The sequence below is a fragment of the Streptococcus parasanguinis genome (genome assembly GCF_009717775.1).
Taxonomy (GTDB): Bacteria; Bacillota; Bacilli; order Lactobacillales; family Streptococcaceae; genus Streptococcus; species Streptococcus parasanguinis_AG.
In genome coordinates, this window is record NZ_WMZF01000006.1 from 39,439 (window position 1) to 57,112 (window position 17,674).

Annotated in this window: 10 protein-coding genes; 8 read left to right on the plus strand and 2 right to left on the minus strand. The window is 46.1% G+C overall.

Features of this window, described 5'->3' with window-relative positions; all coding sequences use genetic code 11:
- The first annotated feature begins 189 nt into the window (after positions 1 to 189).
- From GMC92_RS07835 to GMC92_RS07845, 4 genes are all read left to right on the plus strand, one after another.
- Entirely contained in the window at positions 190 to 4,584 is a 4,395-nt protein-coding gene (locus GMC92_RS07835; protein WP_155200108.1) for a PolC-type DNA polymerase III, read from the plus strand.
- Between the two features lie 17 nt (positions 4,585 to 4,601).
- Positions 4,602 to 4,751, plus strand: coding sequence for a hypothetical protein (locus GMC92_RS10755; protein WP_173019412.1), 150 nt, complete (start codon positions 4,602 to 4,604; stop codon positions 4,749 to 4,751).
- A gap of 172 nt (positions 4,752 to 4,923) precedes the next feature.
- Positions 4,924 to 7,776 (plus strand): AAA family ATPase, encoded by a 2,853-nt coding sequence (locus GMC92_RS07840; protein WP_118397458.1) that lies wholly within the window; start codon positions 4,924 to 4,926, stop codon positions 7,774 to 7,776.
- 254 nt (positions 7,777 to 8,030) lie between these two features.
- Positions 8,031 to 9,272: an aminopeptidase gene (locus tag GMC92_RS07845; RefSeq protein WP_118397338.1), complete on the plus strand. Its 1,242-nt coding sequence runs from the start codon at positions 8,031 to 8,033 to the stop codon at positions 9,270 to 9,272.
- Between the two features lie 315 nt (positions 9,273 to 9,587).
- Here GMC92_RS07845 and def read toward each other — a convergent pair whose 3' ends face one another.
- Together def and GMC92_RS07855 are read right to left on the minus strand one after the other, a co-directional pair.
- Positions 9,588 to 10,202, minus strand: a complete 615-nt coding sequence (gene def / locus GMC92_RS07850; protein ID WP_003004253.1) for a peptide deformylase — start codon at positions 10,200 to 10,202, stop codon at positions 9,588 to 9,590.
- 60 nt (positions 10,203 to 10,262) lie between these two features.
- Positions 10,263 to 10,949 carry a cyclic nucleotide-binding domain-containing protein gene (locus GMC92_RS07855; protein WP_155200109.1) on the minus strand — a complete coding sequence of 229 codons (687 nt, stop codon included), beginning with the start codon at positions 10,947 to 10,949 and terminating at the stop codon, positions 10,263 to 10,265.
- 145 nt (positions 10,950 to 11,094) lie between these two features.
- Here GMC92_RS07855 and GMC92_RS07860 point away from each other — a divergent pair, with 145 nt between their 5' ends.
- From GMC92_RS07860 to GMC92_RS07880, 4 genes are all read left to right on the plus strand, one after another.
- On the plus strand, positions 11,095 to 12,258 hold the full coding sequence (locus tag GMC92_RS07860; RefSeq protein ID WP_155200110.1) for an MFS transporter: 1,164 nt from the start codon (positions 11,095 to 11,097) through the stop codon (positions 12,256 to 12,258).
- A gap of 105 nt (positions 12,259 to 12,363) precedes the next feature.
- Positions 12,364 to 13,515, plus strand: a complete 1,152-nt coding sequence (locus tag GMC92_RS07865) for an MFS transporter (protein ID WP_155200111.1) — start codon at positions 12,364 to 12,366, stop codon at positions 13,513 to 13,515.
- A gap of 2 nt (positions 13,516 to 13,517) precedes the next feature.
- Entirely contained in the window at positions 13,518 to 14,246 is a 729-nt protein-coding gene (locus GMC92_RS07870) for a pseudouridine synthase (protein ID WP_155200112.1), read from the plus strand.
- A gap of 372 nt (positions 14,247 to 14,618) precedes the next feature.
- Complete coding sequence (locus GMC92_RS07880; protein WP_155200113.1) at positions 14,619 to 17,330, plus strand: Cna B-type domain-containing protein; 2,712 nt, start codon at positions 14,619 to 14,621, stop codon at positions 17,328 to 17,330.
- The last annotated feature ends 344 nt before the right edge of the window (positions 17,331 to 17,674 follow it).

Genomic DNA, 17,674 nt, shown 5'->3' on the forward strand with positions numbered 1-17,674 from the left:
TTGTCTGCTGTTGACCAATCATCGAGAAATCACCGCTAGTTCGGTGATTTTTTTGTCTTCACTTCTCCCTCGAATTAATCCTTAAATTGTGATAAAATAAGGGTTACGAATGTTTTTAAATGGTCTGTTTTTACTTAGGAAGTAGGCCACTCAAAAGCGAGCAAAAGAATCAAGATCAAGGGAGAAACAATGTCCAACACCTTTGAAATTTTAATGGATCAGCTGGATATGCCGCTGGAGATGCGATCTTCCAGTGCCTTTTTGCATGCGGAGATTCAAGAAGTCGTGGTGCACAAGGTTAGTCGGGTTTGGGAGTTCCGCTTTGCCTTTGCGGAAGTTTTGCCGATTGCTTTGTTTAAGGAATTGCGCCAGCGCTTGAAGGATGAATTTTCAAAGACAGGAAACCAGGCGACCTTTACCATCCAAGTGGCCAATCAGGATTTTTCTGCAGATTTATTGCAGGCCTACTACCAGGAGGTCTTTGAAGATGGGCCTTGCGCTAGTCAAGGCTTTAAGGGACTTTACCAAGACTTGCAGGTGCGTGCGGAAGGGCAAGAATTGATCATCTCTGGGCCTTCTTCGGTTGATACGGAGCATTTTCGTAAGAACCATTTGCCTAACCTTGCCAAGCAGTTGGAAGCCTTTGGTTTTCCGCATTTCACCTGTCGAGTGGAGTCTGATGAGGAGTTGACAGAGCAAGAAGTGGCGCGCTTTGAGGAGGAAAATGAAAAGATCTTCCAAGCAGCCAATGAAGAGACCTTGAGGGCTATGGAATCCTTGGCCCAGATGGCTCCGCCACCAGCTGTTGAAGAAAAGCCAGTTTTTGACTTCAAAGCTAAGAAAGCTGCAGCTAAACCTAAGCTAGACAAGGCTGAGATCACTCCGATGATCGATATCACGACAGAAGAGAACCGGATTGTCTTTGAGGGTGTGGTCTTTGACGTGGAGCACAAGGTGACGCGGACTGGTCGGGTCTTGATCAGCTTTAAGATGACCGACTATACCTCGAGTTTTTCCCTTCAGAAATGGGTCAAAAATGAGGAAGAAGCCCAGAAGTTTGACATGATCAAGAAGAACAGCTGGCTACGGGTGCGGGGAAATATCGAAATGAACAATTTCACGCGCGACTTGACCATGAATGTCCAAGACATCCAGGAAGTCGTCCATTATGCCCGCAAAGACCTGATGCCAGAGGGTGAGCGCCGGGTGGAATTCCACGCGCATACAAATATGTCGACGATGGATGCCCTGCCGGAAGTCGAAGAGCTGATAGCCAAGGCAGCTGAGTGGGGCCATAAGGCGGTGGCTATCACTGACCATGGCAATGTGCAGAGCTTCCCACATGGCTTTAAAGCAGCCAAGAAAGCTGGGATCCAGTTGATCTATGGGATGGAAGCCAATATTGTAGAGGACAAGGTGCCCATCACCTATAACGAGGTGGACCTGGACCTCAATGAAGCGACCTATGTGGTCTTTGACGTGGAAACGACGGGACTTTCAGCTATTTATAATGACTTGATCCAGGTCGCTGCTTCTAAGATGTACAAGGGCAATGTCATTGAGGAGTTTGACGAATTTATCGATCCTGGCCATCCTCTGTCTGCCTTTACGACCCAATTGACAGGGATCACCAACGAGCATGTTCGGGGTGCCAAGCCCTTGGTGCAGGTCTTAAAGGAATTTCAGGCCTTCTGTGAGGGAACGGTTCTCGTTGCCCACAATGCTACCTTTGACGTAGGCTTCATGAATGCCAACTATGAGCGTCATGGCCTTCCCAAGATCACCCAGCCGGTCATCGATACCCTGGAATTTGCCCGTAACCTCTATCCAGATTTTAAACGGCATGGCTTGGGGCCATTGACCAAGCGCTTTGGGGTGGGCTTGGAGCATCACCACATGGCCAACTACGATGCGGAAGCGACGGGACGCTTGCTCTTTATCTTCATCAAAGATGTCGCTGAAAAGCATGGCGTGACCAATCTTAAGGATCTGAATATCGATTTGATCGATGAGAATTCTTATAAGAAGGCGCGGGTCAAGCATGCGACTCTCTATGTCAAGAATCAGACTGGCCTTAAGAATATGTTTAAACTGGTTTCACTTTCTGGGACCAAGTATTTCGAAGGAGTCCCACGGATTCCAAAGACTGTGCTGGACGATCACCGCGAGGGCTTGATCCTCGGATCGGCCTGCTCAGAAGGGGAAGTCTTTGATGCGGTCATGTCGCAAGGTGTGGATGCGGCAGTCGAAGTGGCCAAGTATTACGACTTTATCGAGGTTATGCCACCGGCTATTTATGCACCCCTCATTGCCAAGGAGCAGGTCAAGGACATGGAGGAGCTCCAGACCATTATCAAGAGCTTGATCGAAGTGGGAGATCGCCTCGGCAAGCCTGTTCTTGCGACAGGAAATGTCCACTATCTGGAGCCGGAAGATGAGATCTATCGGGAGATCATTGTCCGTAGTCTTGGTCAAGGAGCCATGATCAACCGGACCATCGGACACGGAGAAGATGCCCAGCCAGCGCCACTGCCAAAAGCGCATTTTAGAACCACCAATGAAATGCTGGATGAATTCGCCTTTTTGGGAGAAGACTTGGCGCGCAAGATTGTTATTGAAAACACCAATGCGCTCGCAGAGACCTTTGAGCCGGTCGAAGTGGTCAAGGGGGACCTCTATACGCCATTTATCGACAAGGCCGAAGAAACGGTTGCGGAATTGACCTATAAGCGGGCCTTTGAGATCTATGGTAATCCACTTCCTGATATTGTCGATCTGCGAATTGAAAAGGAATTGACTTCCATCTTGGGGAATGGTTTTGCCGTGATTTATCTGGCTTCACAGATGCTGGTGCACCGTTCCAATGAGCGGGGCTACCTGGTTGGATCGCGTGGATCCGTCGGATCCAGTTTTGTGGCGACCATGATCGGGATCACCGAGGTCAATCCACTTTCGCCTCACTATGTCTGCAGCCGGTGCCAGTACAGTGAATTCATCACAGACGGTTCTTATGGATCTGGTTTTGATATGCCGGACAAGGATTGTCCAAACTGCGGCCACAAGCTCAGCAAAAATGGACAGGATATTCCCTTTGAAACCTTCCTTGGTTTCGATGGGGACAAGGTACCCGATATCGATTTGAACTTCTCTGGGGAAGACCAGCCGAGTGCCCACTTGGATGTTCGCGATATCTTTGGGGAAGAATATGCTTTCCGAGCAGGAACAGTAGGTACGGTCGCAGCTAAGACTGCCTACGGTTTTGTCAAGGGCTATGAGCGGGATTTTGGCAAGTACTACCGAGATGCCGAGGTCGAACGCTTAGCCCTTGGTGCAGCTGGGGTCAAACGGACGACCGGTCAGCACCCGGGGGGAATCGTTGTTATTCCAAACTATATGGATGTCTATGACTTTACTCCGGTCCAGTATCCGGCAGATGATGTGACCGCTGAATGGCAGACCACTCACTTTAACTTCCACGATATCGATGAGAACGTCCTCAAGCTCGATGTCCTGGGACATGATGATCCGACCATGATTCGCAAGCTCCAAGACTTGTCGGGTATTGATCCGAATGATATTCCTATGGATGATCCAGGGGTCATGGCCCTCTTTTCTGGGACAGAAGTGCTAGGGGTGACAGCCGAGCAGATCGGAACGCCGACAGGAATGTTGGGGATTCCAGAGTTTGGGACCAACTTTGTTCGGGGCATGGTCGAAGAGACCCATCCGACGACCTTCGCAGAGTTACTTCAGCTCTCTGGTCTGTCTCACGGTACCGACGTGTGGTTGGGAAATGCCCAAGACTTGATCAAGGCGGGCATTGCCGATCTATCAACCGTTATCGGGTGTCGGGACGACATCATGGTCTACCTCATGCACGCGGGGCTCAAGCCTAAGATGGCCTTTACCATCATGGAGCGCGTGCGGAAAGGGATGTGGCTCAAGATCTCAGAAGAAGAGCGCAATGGCTACATCCAAGCCATGAAGGAAAACAATGTCCCTGAATGGTATATCGAGTCCTGTGGGAAGATCAAGTACATGTTCCCTAAAGCCCATGCGGCAGCCTATGTTATGATGGCCCTTCGTGTGGCCTACTTTAAGGTGCATCACCCACTTTATTACTACTGTGCTTACTTCTCGATTCGGGCTAAGGCCTTTGACATCAAAACCATGGGGGCAGGCCTTGAGGCCGTGAAAGCTCGGATGAAGGAAATCGCTGAAAAACGCAAGAACAACGAAGCTTCTAACGTAGAGATCGATCTCTACACCACCCTTGAGATTGTCAATGAGATGTGGGAGCGGGGCTTCAAGTTTGGCAAGCTAGACCTCTATCGCAGTCAGGCGACAGAATTCTTGATCGATGGGGATACCCTGATTCCACCATTTGTCGCTATGGATGGTCTGGGAGAGAACGTTGCCAAGCAAATCGTGCGGGCGCGTGAAGAAGGAGAATTCCTCTCTAAGACCGAGCTCCGGAAGCGTGGTGGTGTTTCGTCTACCCTGGTTGAAAAGATGGATGAGATGGGCATTCTTGGCAATATGCCAGAGGATAACCAGTTGAGCCTCTTTGATGATTTGTTCTAGAAACAAAGGAGGAGAACATGAAGGTTGACATTTTTGCGGAAGACAAACCAGCTGAAAAAGTCTTTGTCTACAAGCTAGAAGTGGCAGACCATGTGTTGCTCCTTTCCACCGCCATGCTCTCGGGAGCAATTGCTCTAGCCAGCTTATGTTCAGCCTTGAAAGATTAGATGATAGCCTCTATTTTCTTTTTGAAAATAGAGGTTTTTAAGTCCGTTCAGACCGGATAAGTGTTTTCTTTGGATCTGGATTGTGTTACAATTTTTAGTGACAAGTGTTTGTAAACAGGAAACAGAAAAACAATGGATGTTCTTCCAAAAAAATGAAACAGAGGAGAAGCGCGTGGCAAGATATTTAGTAGGTCCTTACAACAATAGTTGGAACTTTATGGATGCACTTGAAAAAGCGCAGGATGGGGATACCATCGAGTTTGAAAATGGGTATGTCTTTCAATGGCCGACAAATAAAGTGATCGAGATCGACAAGAACCTTCATTTTGTGGGGCATGTGGTCCCAAATCCAAATGGCAATGGGCGCATGTTTAACAACACGATTGAGGCTTCCTTCCGATTTGTAGAGGGAGCTCAGGTGACATTTGAAGATCTGTGGTTTAAAGTTGGTGGGAATTACACTACCTTGCTCTTATGGAATAGCTCAGATATCATCTGTAAACAGGTCTATTTTGAAGCAACCACTCCAACAAATAATGAATTTTTTATCTATATGGATACGCATTCGAAGTTGACACTGGAAGGAGTCGGGATGAAGGTTCCGGAAAAACACCAAAGTGCCATCGGTATGTCCGCTTCGGAATTGTCTATTCGCAATTCAACGATTTTTTCTAAGATTGATCTGTCAGAAGGATCTAAATTGACCTTAGAAAATGTCCATATTGAAATATTTGGGAATAATACGATCCATGCCAAGGACTCAGAAGTGATCGCAAAAAATTCAACGATTACAGGCGGGGATCTGGAAAAGGACTTTCCACCAGTTTGGTTGAGGAATGTCATCTGGGAGTCTGAAAACTGTAAAATTGAGTTGCCTACTGGTACTGGGGTCTGTCTTGATAATAATGTTCAATTCAATTCGGATTCGGATCATATGACCTCCATCAATTCATACAATAGTATGATCCGAGCTCATCAAGCTACATTTTCAGAATTTTTATGCGTCTATGAAGAATCCTTTGCTTCCCTGACTGGAGAAACAACCTTCTTGAATGAGAATGCTCAAACCATTTCATTTGGAGTTTTTGATGATGGTGTGCTGATGGCTGAGCATATGATTTGTCATAAGATTGCGGATCCCAATATACGGCTTCAAGGTGGAGCTTTTGCGAAGGTGGGCACCGTGACCTATAGGCAGGGCGATGCGCGTGATCTGACCAAGGAAATCGAGGATGACTGTGACTATCTTGTTGGCAGAGAAGTGGCGAAGGGCAATGCGCAAGTCGTTCCTACGGGACAGACGACGGATGCAACGGTGGCTCCAACCACCGCAAGAGACTCTGAACCAGAGAAGAAACAAGATGCTCTTCAAGAACTCAATAGCCTGATTGGTCTTGAAAAAGTCAAACATGAGATCAAGAAAATGATCAACATGGTGGAATTTAACAAGAAACGAATCGCCAGTGGCAAGGCTCCTGAAAAGCAAACCTTGCATGCTGCCTTTATGGGAAATCCTGGTACAGGGAAAACCACTGTGGCCCGTCTGTTGGGACAAGTGCTCTTTGATGCAGGTGTCCTCTCAGGAGAAGAATTCCGTTTCGTGGAAGCAACGGAGTCCGATCTGATCTCTTCAAATATTGGAGGAACAGCTGAACAGACCCAAGCCCTGCTTGAAAAAGCGCGAGGAGGCATCCTCTTTATTGATGAAGCCTATAGCTTGGATAAAAAGGACAGCGGTGCGGACTTTGGGATCGAGGCGATCAATACCATCCTCAAATTTATGGAGGACAATCGTGACGACATCATGATTATCTTTGCCGGCTATACCAAGGAAATGGAGGAGTTCTTAAAGACCAATCCAGGCCTTCGTTCTCGGGTACCAAATAATTTCATCTTTGAAGATTTTACAGGAGATGAGATTGTCCAACTAGGTGAAATGATCCTAAGCAAAGGAGACTACAAACTCGAAGACCGGGATTACTATGCGCGGCATGTTAAGCGGGCTTATGATGGCTCGCTAGATAAGAGCAATGGTCGCTGGATCCGTAACCTGGATGAACAATTGACCAAGACCATGGCAGATCGGGTGGTGGCCCAAGGTTCTGACGATATTGAGACCATCCTCAATAGCGATATCGATGCTGTTCTTAACCAAGGAAAGTATCAAGCCGGAGCCGACAAGGAAGAAGATGGAATGGCTGCCCTCAACCGTTTGGTTGGAATTGCTAAGGTGAAAGAGCAAGTCGAACAATTCGTAGCCATGGCTGAGTTCAATCAAAAACGGGCTGAACAAGGTGGCATCGTCGAAGATACGACCTTGCACTCTCTCTTTCTTGGAAATCCTGGTACAGGGAAAACCACCGTGGCCCGCATTTTGGGCAATATCCTCTTCCAAAAAGGGGTTATCAAGCAGAAGAAATTCATCGAAGTATCGCGGAGTAATCTGGTTGGAGGCTACCAAGGTCAAACAGCCTTGAAGACGCGTGAAGTTTTGGAGAGTGCACTGGGTGGGGTCCTCTTTATCGATGAGGCCTACACGCTCTATACCGGTTTAAATGATGATTTTGGGAAGGAAGCCTTGGATGAAGTCCTCAAATTTATGGAGGACCACCGCCGCGATATCGTTATTATCTTTGCTGGTTACACGAAAGAGATGCACGACTTCTTGCAGGTCAATTCAGGTCTGCAAAGCCGGATCCCGACTACATTTGATTTTGAAGACTACAGCCCAGATGAGATCGTGGAGATCGGTCTGTTAGGTTTGCGTAAGCAAGGTTACCAGGTCAATGAAGCCCTTTATGGAGAGATTGTGAAAGGGAATTATATGCGTGCCAATGACCATAGTAATGGTCGCTGGGTCCGCAATCTTAATGAAAAACTCTTGCGCCAAGTATCGACTCGGGTAACCCGTGAAGGTAGTACAGACTACAATTCCATTTTGGATCAAGATTTGGAAGCTTTGAGAGAGAATAGCAGTTCAGAGCAACCCCATACCGTGGATGATCAAGGCTATGTTCTTCCTTAAGCTGAAGGAACAAGAAAAAAGAGGCTGGGACAAAAGTCCTAGCCTCTCAATTATTTTTGGATTGTCGAGCAAGACGCAGTGGTTGAGTGGGCTCTACTACGCTGATTTCATCAGCTTTTACAGCCCTACTCAACTGTGCGGAGGTGGGACGACGAAATCGAATTCTAACGAATTATCGATTTCTGTCCCACTCTCTTTTTACATGGACTTATGGTATACTAGGAGGAGATCATTCACTTATGAAGGAGAAAACAATGCTTTTACCAAATTTTAAAGAAAACCTCGAAAAATACGCTAAATTGTTAGTGGCGAACGGTATCAATGTGCAACCTGGGCATACCTTGGTCTTGAACATCGATGTGGAACAAAGAGAATTGGCCCACTTGATCGTGAAGGAAGCCTATGCCTTGGGGGCGCATGAAGTGATTGTCCAATGGGCAGATGATTTCACTACCCGGGAAAAATTCCTCCATGCACCGATGGATCGTTTGGACAATGTGCCAGACTACAAGATTGCGGAGATGAACTACCTCTTAGACCACAAAGCTAGTCGCTTGGGTGTGCGCTCGTCTGATCCAGGTGCCTTAAATGGTGTTGATGCAGAGAAGCTATCTGCCTCGGCTAAGGCCTTGGGCATAGCCATGAAACCAATGCGCATCGCTACTCAATCTAACAAGGTCAGCTGGACCGTTGCTGCAGCAGCAGGTTTAGAATGGGCGAAAAAGGTCTTTCCAAATGCGGCGAGCGATGAAGAAGCAGTGGATCTCCTTTGGGATCAAATCTTCAAGACCTGCCGGGTCTATGAGGAAGATCCCGTCAAGGCTTGGGAAGAGCATGCTGCTATTCTCAAGAGCAAGGCAGATACACTAAATAAGGAACAATTCTCAGCCCTTCATTACACAGCCCCAGGGACTGATTTGACTCTTGGCTTGCCGAAAAACCACGTCTGGGAATCTGCCGGAGCCATCAATGCCCAAGGTGAAAGCTTCTTGCCAAACATGCCGACAGAAGAGGTCTTCACAGCTCCTGACTTCCGTCGTGCTGAAGGTTATGTCACCTCTACAAAACCGCTTAGCTACAATGGGAACATCATTGAAGGGATCAAAGTGACCTTTGAAAATGGAGAAATTGTGGATATCACAGCTGAAAAAGGCGATCAAGTCATGAAAGATTTGGTCTTCAAAAACAAGGGAGCGCGTGCCTTGGGTGAATGTGCTCTCGTACCAGATCCAAGCCCAATTTCCCAATCAGGCATTACCTTCTTCAACACTCTCTTTGATGAAAATGCCTCTAACCACTTGGCCATCGGGGCAGCCTATGCAACCAGCGTAGAAGGTGGTGCAGAGTTCACAGAAGAAGAACTCGAAGCAGCCGGCCTCAACCGCTCAGACGTCCACGTCGACTTCATGATCGGCTCAAGCCAAATGGATATCGACGGCATCAGAGAAGATGGCACCCGCGTCCCAGTCTTCCGCAACGGAGATTGGGCAATATAGGGAGCAGGACAGAAATCGGTAGACGCAGTCTCGATTTCGTAGTCCTGCCCCCGCACAGTTGATTAGGAAGTACGAGTACCGTAGGTAGGAGTAGTTCCAATCAACCACTGCGCCAAGAGACAGAAATCGGTAGACGCAGTCTCGATTTCGTAGTCCTGCCCCCACACAGTTGATTAGACTGGACGAAGAACCGAAAGGTTCGAGTACCGTCAATCAACCACTGCGCCGAGAGACAGAAATCGGTAGACGCAGTCTCGTAAAAAAAGTAAGGTAGTAGTGAATCATCACTACTACCTTACTTTTTTGTTATTTGCTCTATTCTAAAATCAAAAGGCCTTCTTTGATTTCAAATGGGTTATTTGGGTTGATGCGGTCATAGAACATGATGCCGTTGGTGTGGTCGATCTCATGTTGAACGACGATGGAGTTGTAGCCCTTGAGTTTGATGCGTTTCTTTTCCCCATCTTTTGTGAAATACTCAACAGTCACACGGGCATGGCGAACCACATAGCCTGGGACGTTGCGGTCTACAGAGAGACAGCCTTCCCCGTCGCCAAGAGCCGCATCTTGAACAGAATGGGCGACAACCTTTGGATTGTACATGACTTCTTGAAGACTATAGGCTTCTTTTGGTGGGTTGCCATCGGCATCTTCTGGATTGGGAACCAAAACAGCGATGATCCGTTTTGAGATATCCAGCTGAGGGGCCGCGAGTCCCACTCCTCCACGGAGGCCGAGTTTTTCAGCCATGACAGGGTCTTGAGAATGGTGCAAGAATTGCATCATTTTTTCACCTAGGATAATTTCCTGGTCAGACAAAGGGAAGGTCACATCCTCCGCAACCGCTCGAAGTGTGGGATTTCCTTCGCGGATAATGTCATCCATATCAATCAAATGGGATGCTCTTGTAACTTTTTCAATTGCTTTCATCGTTTTACTCTCACTTTCTTTCTACCCTCCATGATAACACAAAAGAGCCTAAAATTAAAGTTATCTGTCGACGGTTTCCGCATGTTTGATGGACAAATCATTCATCCTTTTTGCATCTAAAATCGTATAGACTCTCCCTTCTCTTTGGACTAAGCCCTCTTCGATCATCTGCTTGATGACGCGGCTAAGGTGGCGGTAGCTGATCCCAAAATGCAGGGCCAGCTGATTCATCTTGGGCTTGAGGGTCCCATTTTCATCGCAATGTTCCAAAAAATGTGTAGCGAGGCGCTCCTTGACCGAATAATGAAAGTTGGCAGGAGCCAAATAGTTGATCTGGTGCAATTTCTCAGCCAAGGTCTTGGCCGTAGAACGCAAAAAGGTCGGGTCCAGCAGTAGGCGGTCCTTGAAATGCCGAGCAGAGAGCTGGACGACTAGTGAGTCTTGGTCTGCAATGACCGATGTGATACAGACCCGATCGAGCAGGAGCTCAATCTCTCCTAACAGTCCAGGTTTTTCTTGGATTTCAAGGATGGTGTCGCTACCATTTTCAAGACTGTGGACGATCTTGAGCCGGCCTTTGAGAAAATAAGGAATGACATCTTGGTCAGAACCCTGGCGGCAGATATACTCTCCAGCCTGATAGAGAACAAGGTCCAGCTGACTAAGACAGTCACCTGGAAAGATCTGATCCAATTGGTAGTCAGTGATGATCTCCATGAGTTTCGTAGATGGGGAAATTTTTTTCATCTTAATCTCCTAAAATAGGACAAATGTCCTGTTTTTCTCTTTCTAAATTGATTATACTAGGATTCTATTGAAAATACCAGTTTGAATCTTTTCTAAATAAATTAGTAAAGTCAAATGTTACCAGTAAAGTGTAGGAAATAAAAAAATGAAAAAAATAATGGAAAGAATCAGTCTCTTGAGCTTGTCGCTCATGCTGATCTCATCATTTTCAATTACAGCCGGTTTGCCGGCTATGAAGGCCTATTTTAGCCAATTTGGATATTCAGCAGGCCAGGTGGAACTCTTGGTTTCCCTGCCGGCCTTTGCGGTTGTGGCCATGCTCTTTTTAAATAGCCTGATCGAGCGGTGGATGAGTGAGCGCCAGATGATTGTCGCAGGGCTTTTGCTCTTTTCAACTAGCGGCCTTGTGCCTTTGGTCGTGCAGGACTATCCTCTCATCTTTCTGAGTCGTATTCTCTTTGGTTTGGGGACAGGAATGATCAATGCCAAGGCTATTTCGATTATCAGTGAGCGCTACTCAGGCAATGACAAGACTCGGATGCTGGGCTATCGGGGGTCTGCTGAAGTGGTGGGCTCTGCCATCTTGACTTTTATTGTTGGACAACTCTTACCCCTAGGCTGGCCAGCGATCTTTGCCGTATATGGAGGTGGTTACTTGATTTTACTCCTCTATATCCTTTTTGTCCCCTATCCTAAGGGGAAAAAACAGGCTAGCTTGAAGGAGAAAAAGAAAGGTTCCGCACGCCTTCGCTCCCCTCAATGGCGTTTTAGTCTAATGCTAGCTGTGATTGCTGGTATCATCATTTGCTTCAATTCCATCATTAGCCTGCGCGTGCCGGATATCATTGTTGAGGCTCGTATGGGAACGGCGACAACAGCTGGAACGGTCCTAAGTCTGATGCAATTGACAGGGATTGTAGCAGGAGTGGGCTTTGCTAGTTTGACACATGTTTTCAAAAAGAACTTGCTCATGATCATGTGCTTTGGTTTCGGTCTAGCGTTAGCCTTGATTGGCTTGTCTGGACAGCTGTGGAGCCTGGTTCTAGGAACCCTCTTGGCAGGATTTACCTACAGTACGGGAGTCACCAGTATCTTCTATCACTTATCTGAAAAAATTCCGACTAATCTCCTGAATCTTGCGACCTCGCTTGTCTTGATTGGCTGCAATCTTGGATCAGCCGTCTCCTCTTTCTTCATCCAGTTGGTGACGCCACTAGCTCCTTCCAATCATCTGCTCTTTGTCTTGATTGGTGCTTTGATGCTCCTAACAGGAGTCTTCGCCTCACAATTACTAGCACGAACGAAATGATTGAAAAATCATTTCGTTTTTTTAATTCAATCTATTGCGTCCTGTCACTAGCTCGTGTTATTATAGGAGGAGTGTGAAAAAAAGAATAGTTTAAAGGAAAAAATAATGAAAAGAATCATGGAGAAAGTGAGTATTCTCGCGCTTTCATTTATTTTGACGACCTCGTTTTCGATTTCGAGTGCGCAGTCGGCCATGTTTGCCTATTACAAGGAAATTCCTCACAGCATGATTGAGCTCTTGGTCTCGCTTCCTTCTGCAGGGATCATGGTTTCACTCATCTTCAATAAATGGATTGGGCGCCTATTTTCAGAGCGTCAGATGATTGTGACAGGCCTAGTCGCTTACGCTCTATGTGGCTTTATTCCCTTAATCAGTCCAGCCTATCCAGTTGTCTTTTTGTCTCGGATTATTTTCGGGATGGCGGTTGGCTTGCTCAATGTTTCTGCCATTGCCATTATCAGTGAGCGCTATAAAGGAAAAGAACGTGTCCAAACACTTGGCATTCGGGGTTCTGCAGAGGTTGTTGGGACAGCTGTTTTGACCTTTGGAGTGAGTCTCTTGATTCGCTTTGGCTGGCAGGCTGCCTTTCTCGTCTACGGTATCAGTATTCCAATCTTACTTTTGTATCTCTTATTTGTGCCTTATGGTTCGAAAACAGTGGATGCAGAGGAGAAACATCGGAATGATCAGATGACAGCTGGTCAATGGCGGACGGCACTAGGCTTAGCTGTTGTTGCGGCGTCGATCGTCTTATCTAATGTCATGATTACTGTTCGGATTCCAAGTGTGGTGGAGCAAGTTGGGCATGGCACTGCCCAAACTGCAGGGCTTATTTTAGCAGCTATGCAATTTGTCGGGATCCTTGCAGGATTAGCCTTCTCACCCTTGACCCAGCTCTTCCGCGATCGCTTGTTGCTCGTTTCGGGAGTGGCCTATGGCTTGACCCAACTGTTGATCGGGCTTTCTGCCAATCTCTGGATGCTTGCCATTGTGACCGTCATTGCAGGCTTTGCCTATAGTGTAGCTCTCACAACTGTTTTTAATGTCATATCTGATCAGATGCCTGCTGGAGTACTAAGTCAGGCAACTTCCATTGCGATTTTGGGGTGTAGTGCAGGTTCGATCGCGACGACCTTTGTCCTTAGTCTATTAGGGACGATCTCATCTGCTCCAGTCTTCATTTTTGGATTTTCTGGTATCCTCATGATCCTGGTTTCCTTTTTTGGTCTTTGGATTGTACGAAAGAGCGGGAAGTAATCATGCGACTAGATAAATTTTTAGTGGATTGTGGCGTGGGGAGCAGGTCCGAGGTCAAACAACTCCTCAAGCAAAAGAAAATCGCAGTAAATGGAAAAAAAGGGACAGCAGGAAAACTACAGATTGATCCAGACAAGGATCAGGTGACCTTTATGGGAGAAGACCTGGTCCATGAAACCTTCGTGTATTATCTGCTCAATAAACCAGCTGGGGTCATCTCAGCGACTGAAGATGACCATCACCAAACTGTGATGGATTTATTGGATGAGACAGCCCGTCACAAGGAAGTCTTTCCTGTCGGGCGCTTAGATATCGATACCCATGGCTTACTCCTTTTGACCAATAATGGCAAGCTCGCCCATGCCATGCTTTCGCCGAAGAAGCATGTGTCGAAGATCTACCGTGCCCAGGTGGCTGGGATCATGGATGAGGTAGATGTAGCCCGTTTTGAAGCAGGCATTGACCTCAAAGACTTTACCACCCTGCCCGCGAGATTGCAGATCGTAGAGGTGAATGAGACAAATGCCAGCTCCTACGTCGAAATCGAAATCGCTGAAGGAAAATTCCATCAGGTCAAGCGCATGGTCGCTGCCTGTGGTAAGGAAGTGGTGGATTTAGAGCGGATTTCTATGGGTCCTCTAACGCTAGATCCAACTCTTCCATTGGGAGAATGGCGGAGACTCCATCCTTCTGAACTCAAGTCCCTAGAGGTCTTCGGAGTTCCCTTATAAGAAAAAAACCAAGAGGCTGGGACAAAAGTCCTAGCCTCTCAATTATTTTTAGATTTTCGAGCAAGACGCAGTGGTTGAGTGGGCTCTACTACGCTGATTTCATCAGCTTTTACAGCCCTACTCAACTGTGCGCAGGTGGGACGACGAAATCGAATTCTAACGAATGACCGATTTCTGTCCCACTCTCTATTTTTTCTTTGTTTCAAAAAAATGTACTTAAAATACAAAAAGCATATATATTAGCTTGTCTTCTCAAAGTAAATCAATTATAATGAAACAAGATAGGTTGTGTATAAAATCACAATATGTAGTGATAATTTTTCGACTCACATACCTTATCTAGTAAACGTAGAAAAAGGAGAAAAATCGTTTATGAAAAAGTGGCTCTATTCTGTTGTGACAGCAGTTGCCCTATTTTTACTAGCGGCTTTAGGATTTGCCAAACCAAATAGTATAGCTAAAGTCCATGCAGATACTATTAATAGTGTAGTCAAATCTGTAAACATTTCGAAATCAACTGGTGGAGCGATTACAGATCCACTCGGTGTTTGGGAGAGCTTTCAAGTTGAAGCAGACTTTGAGTTGCCGAATGGGAGTGTAAAAGCAGGGGATCAGACTGAAATCCAACTTGGAGATGGCTTTAAGGTCTTTGAAACGGACACCATTGACCTGCTGGATCCAAGTGGTCAAAAGGTTGCGACAGCAACGGTAGATGATCAAAGAAAAAAGATTACAGTGACCTATACGGACTATCCTGAAAGAATGGCCAATGTGACAGGGAAACTGCGTTTCTTTGCGCGTGTAGACCACCAAGTTGTCAAAGGACAAAAGACACTTGAATTCAAACTTAAAATCGGTAAAGATGTGATTCCAGGTGGGAATATCGATTACAAAGGGGTCAATCCAGGTGAGAATCCTCCTACTCCAGAAGTCTTTAGCAAGTGGGGTTGGACCAATTCAGATGATAAATTAAAATTGACCTATACCTTGAATATCAATCAAGGCCACACAGCCCTTCATAATATTGATATCAAAGACCACTTGGCCTTTACAGATGGGAAGATCAAGGCAGATTCTGTTAACATCCATACAGGAACTTGGCAGGTTAGTGATGAAGATGGGGCTTATCATTTACGAGACACCACAAATGTCACGAAAAATTATTCCCCTGTTGTCAGTGCTGATGGTCAATCTCTAACGGTTCATATTGGAGATCTAGCTCCAGAACAAGGAATGACGATTCGCTATGATGTCTATTTGGACAAGGTCCCAGCCATCAATACATCCTTTAAAAACAATGCTAGCATGACAGCTACAGAAATCAAGGAGCAAAATAAGGTAGCAGACATTCTGTATCAGTTCTTTGATGGACACTTCAATGGTGAGAAGTACTCATTCACCATTCATAAAAAAGGTGAAAATGGCCAAGCGCTTGCCGGTGCCGTCTTTGATGTGACAGCAGATGATACTGGTGAGCAAGTGGGAACCATTACGACAGATGAGAATGGTGTTGGTGCCATTACGGGCTTGATCAAACAAGCTTACACGGTTCAAGAAATTCAAGCTCCAACAGGCTATGTTCTCTCTAAAGAACCTATCAAGATCAGCAAGGACGATTTTGGAAATGACCTTGCGATTTCTCGTGATGTTGTGAACCAAAAAGAAAAGACAAGCGTTGCTGGTCAAAAGACATGGAATGACAATGACGATCAAGATGGCAAGCGTCCATCAAAAATCACAGTCAATCTCCTAGCAAATGGTGTCAAAGTCGCTTCTAAAGAAGTGAAACCAGATGCTACAGGAACTTGGGCCTATCATTTTGATAATCTCGATGTGGTCGATGATGCTGGTAATGTCATTGCCTACACTGTTTCAGAAGAACCTGTTGAAGGCTATGAAGCGACTATTGAAGGAACCAATATTACCAACAGTCGGACACCAGAAGTTGTTGAGATTCCAGTAACGAAAGTTTGGAAAGACAATGATAACCAAGATGGCGTTCGTCCTGACAAGGTCACTGTTCGTCTCCTTGCAGATGGTACAGAAGTAGCTAGCCAAGAGCTAAGTGCAGCGACTGATTGGAAGACAGTCTTTACCAATCTTCCAAAATACAATCACGGTAAACAAATTGTCTACACAGTCACAGAAGACACAGTAGCCAATTATTCTGCTGCGATTGATGGGACAACCATTACCAATAGCTACAAGCCAGGTAAAACCAGCGTCACTGTTACAAAACGTTGGGAAGACAACAATGACCAAGATGGCAAACGTCCAAATACCATTAAGGTACAGCTCTATGCAGATGGCAAAGCTCAAGGAAAAGAAGTGGAACTTTCTGCTAAAAATAACTGGACTCATACCTTTAGCAATTTGCCTCTAAAAGCGAAAGGTAAAGAGATTCAGTACCAAGTGAAAGAAGTTGGGGCAGTCAAAGGCTATACTAGTACGGTTGATGACAGTAACAAGGGAAATGTAGTGATTACCAATAGCCGCACGCCAGAAGTAACGGAAGTAGCAGTTAAGAAGATCTGGGATGATGCAGACAATAAAGAGGGTCTTCGTCCTGAAAAAATCACAGTTCGCCTCCTTGCGGATGGTCAAGAAGTAGCTGTAAAAGAAATCACTGCTACTGATAATTGGCAAGCAAGCTTTACGGATCTACCCGTATACAAGGAAGGTAAGAAGATTGCCTACACGATTACAGAGGATCCAGTAGCAGGTTATACAAGCAACATTGATGGTTTCACGGTAACCAATCGTCATACACCACCAACAACACCACCAACAACACCACCAACAACACCTCCTACCACACCACCAAGTACACCGCCAACGACTCCGCCTACAACCCCACCAACGACACCGCCAACAACTCCTCCTACAACTCCACCGACGACACCACCAACAACGCCGCCAAGCACACCGGAAAAACCAGAAACTCCAACTACACCAAAAGAAGGAAAGAAAAAAATTCTTCCATCAACTGGTGAAGTTGTTGCTTACGGATTGACCATACTCGGTGCCCTCTTAGCAATTTTTGCTTTGGCTTTGCTCTTGCGTGGTAAACGGAAAGAGAAATAAGATTCATACCGATAAAGAGGCTGGGACAAAAGTCCTAGCCTCTCGATTATTTTTGGATTGTCGAGCAAGACGCAGTGGTTGAGTGGGCTCTACTACGCTGATTTCATCAGCTTTTACAGCCCTACTCAACTGTGCGGAGGTGGGACGACGAAATCAAATTCTAACGAATTACCGATTTCTGTCCCACTCTCTTTTGAATAAGTTGCTTGAAGAATGATCCATCAAATTGTCCATATTCCCAAGGTTCTTTTTAGAAATGAGAAAAGCTCCTCTCAAAGGAAACATAAGTGTTTGACAGAAAGATGAAATCTTGGTAGAATAAGAAAGTCGAATAGACAACTAAC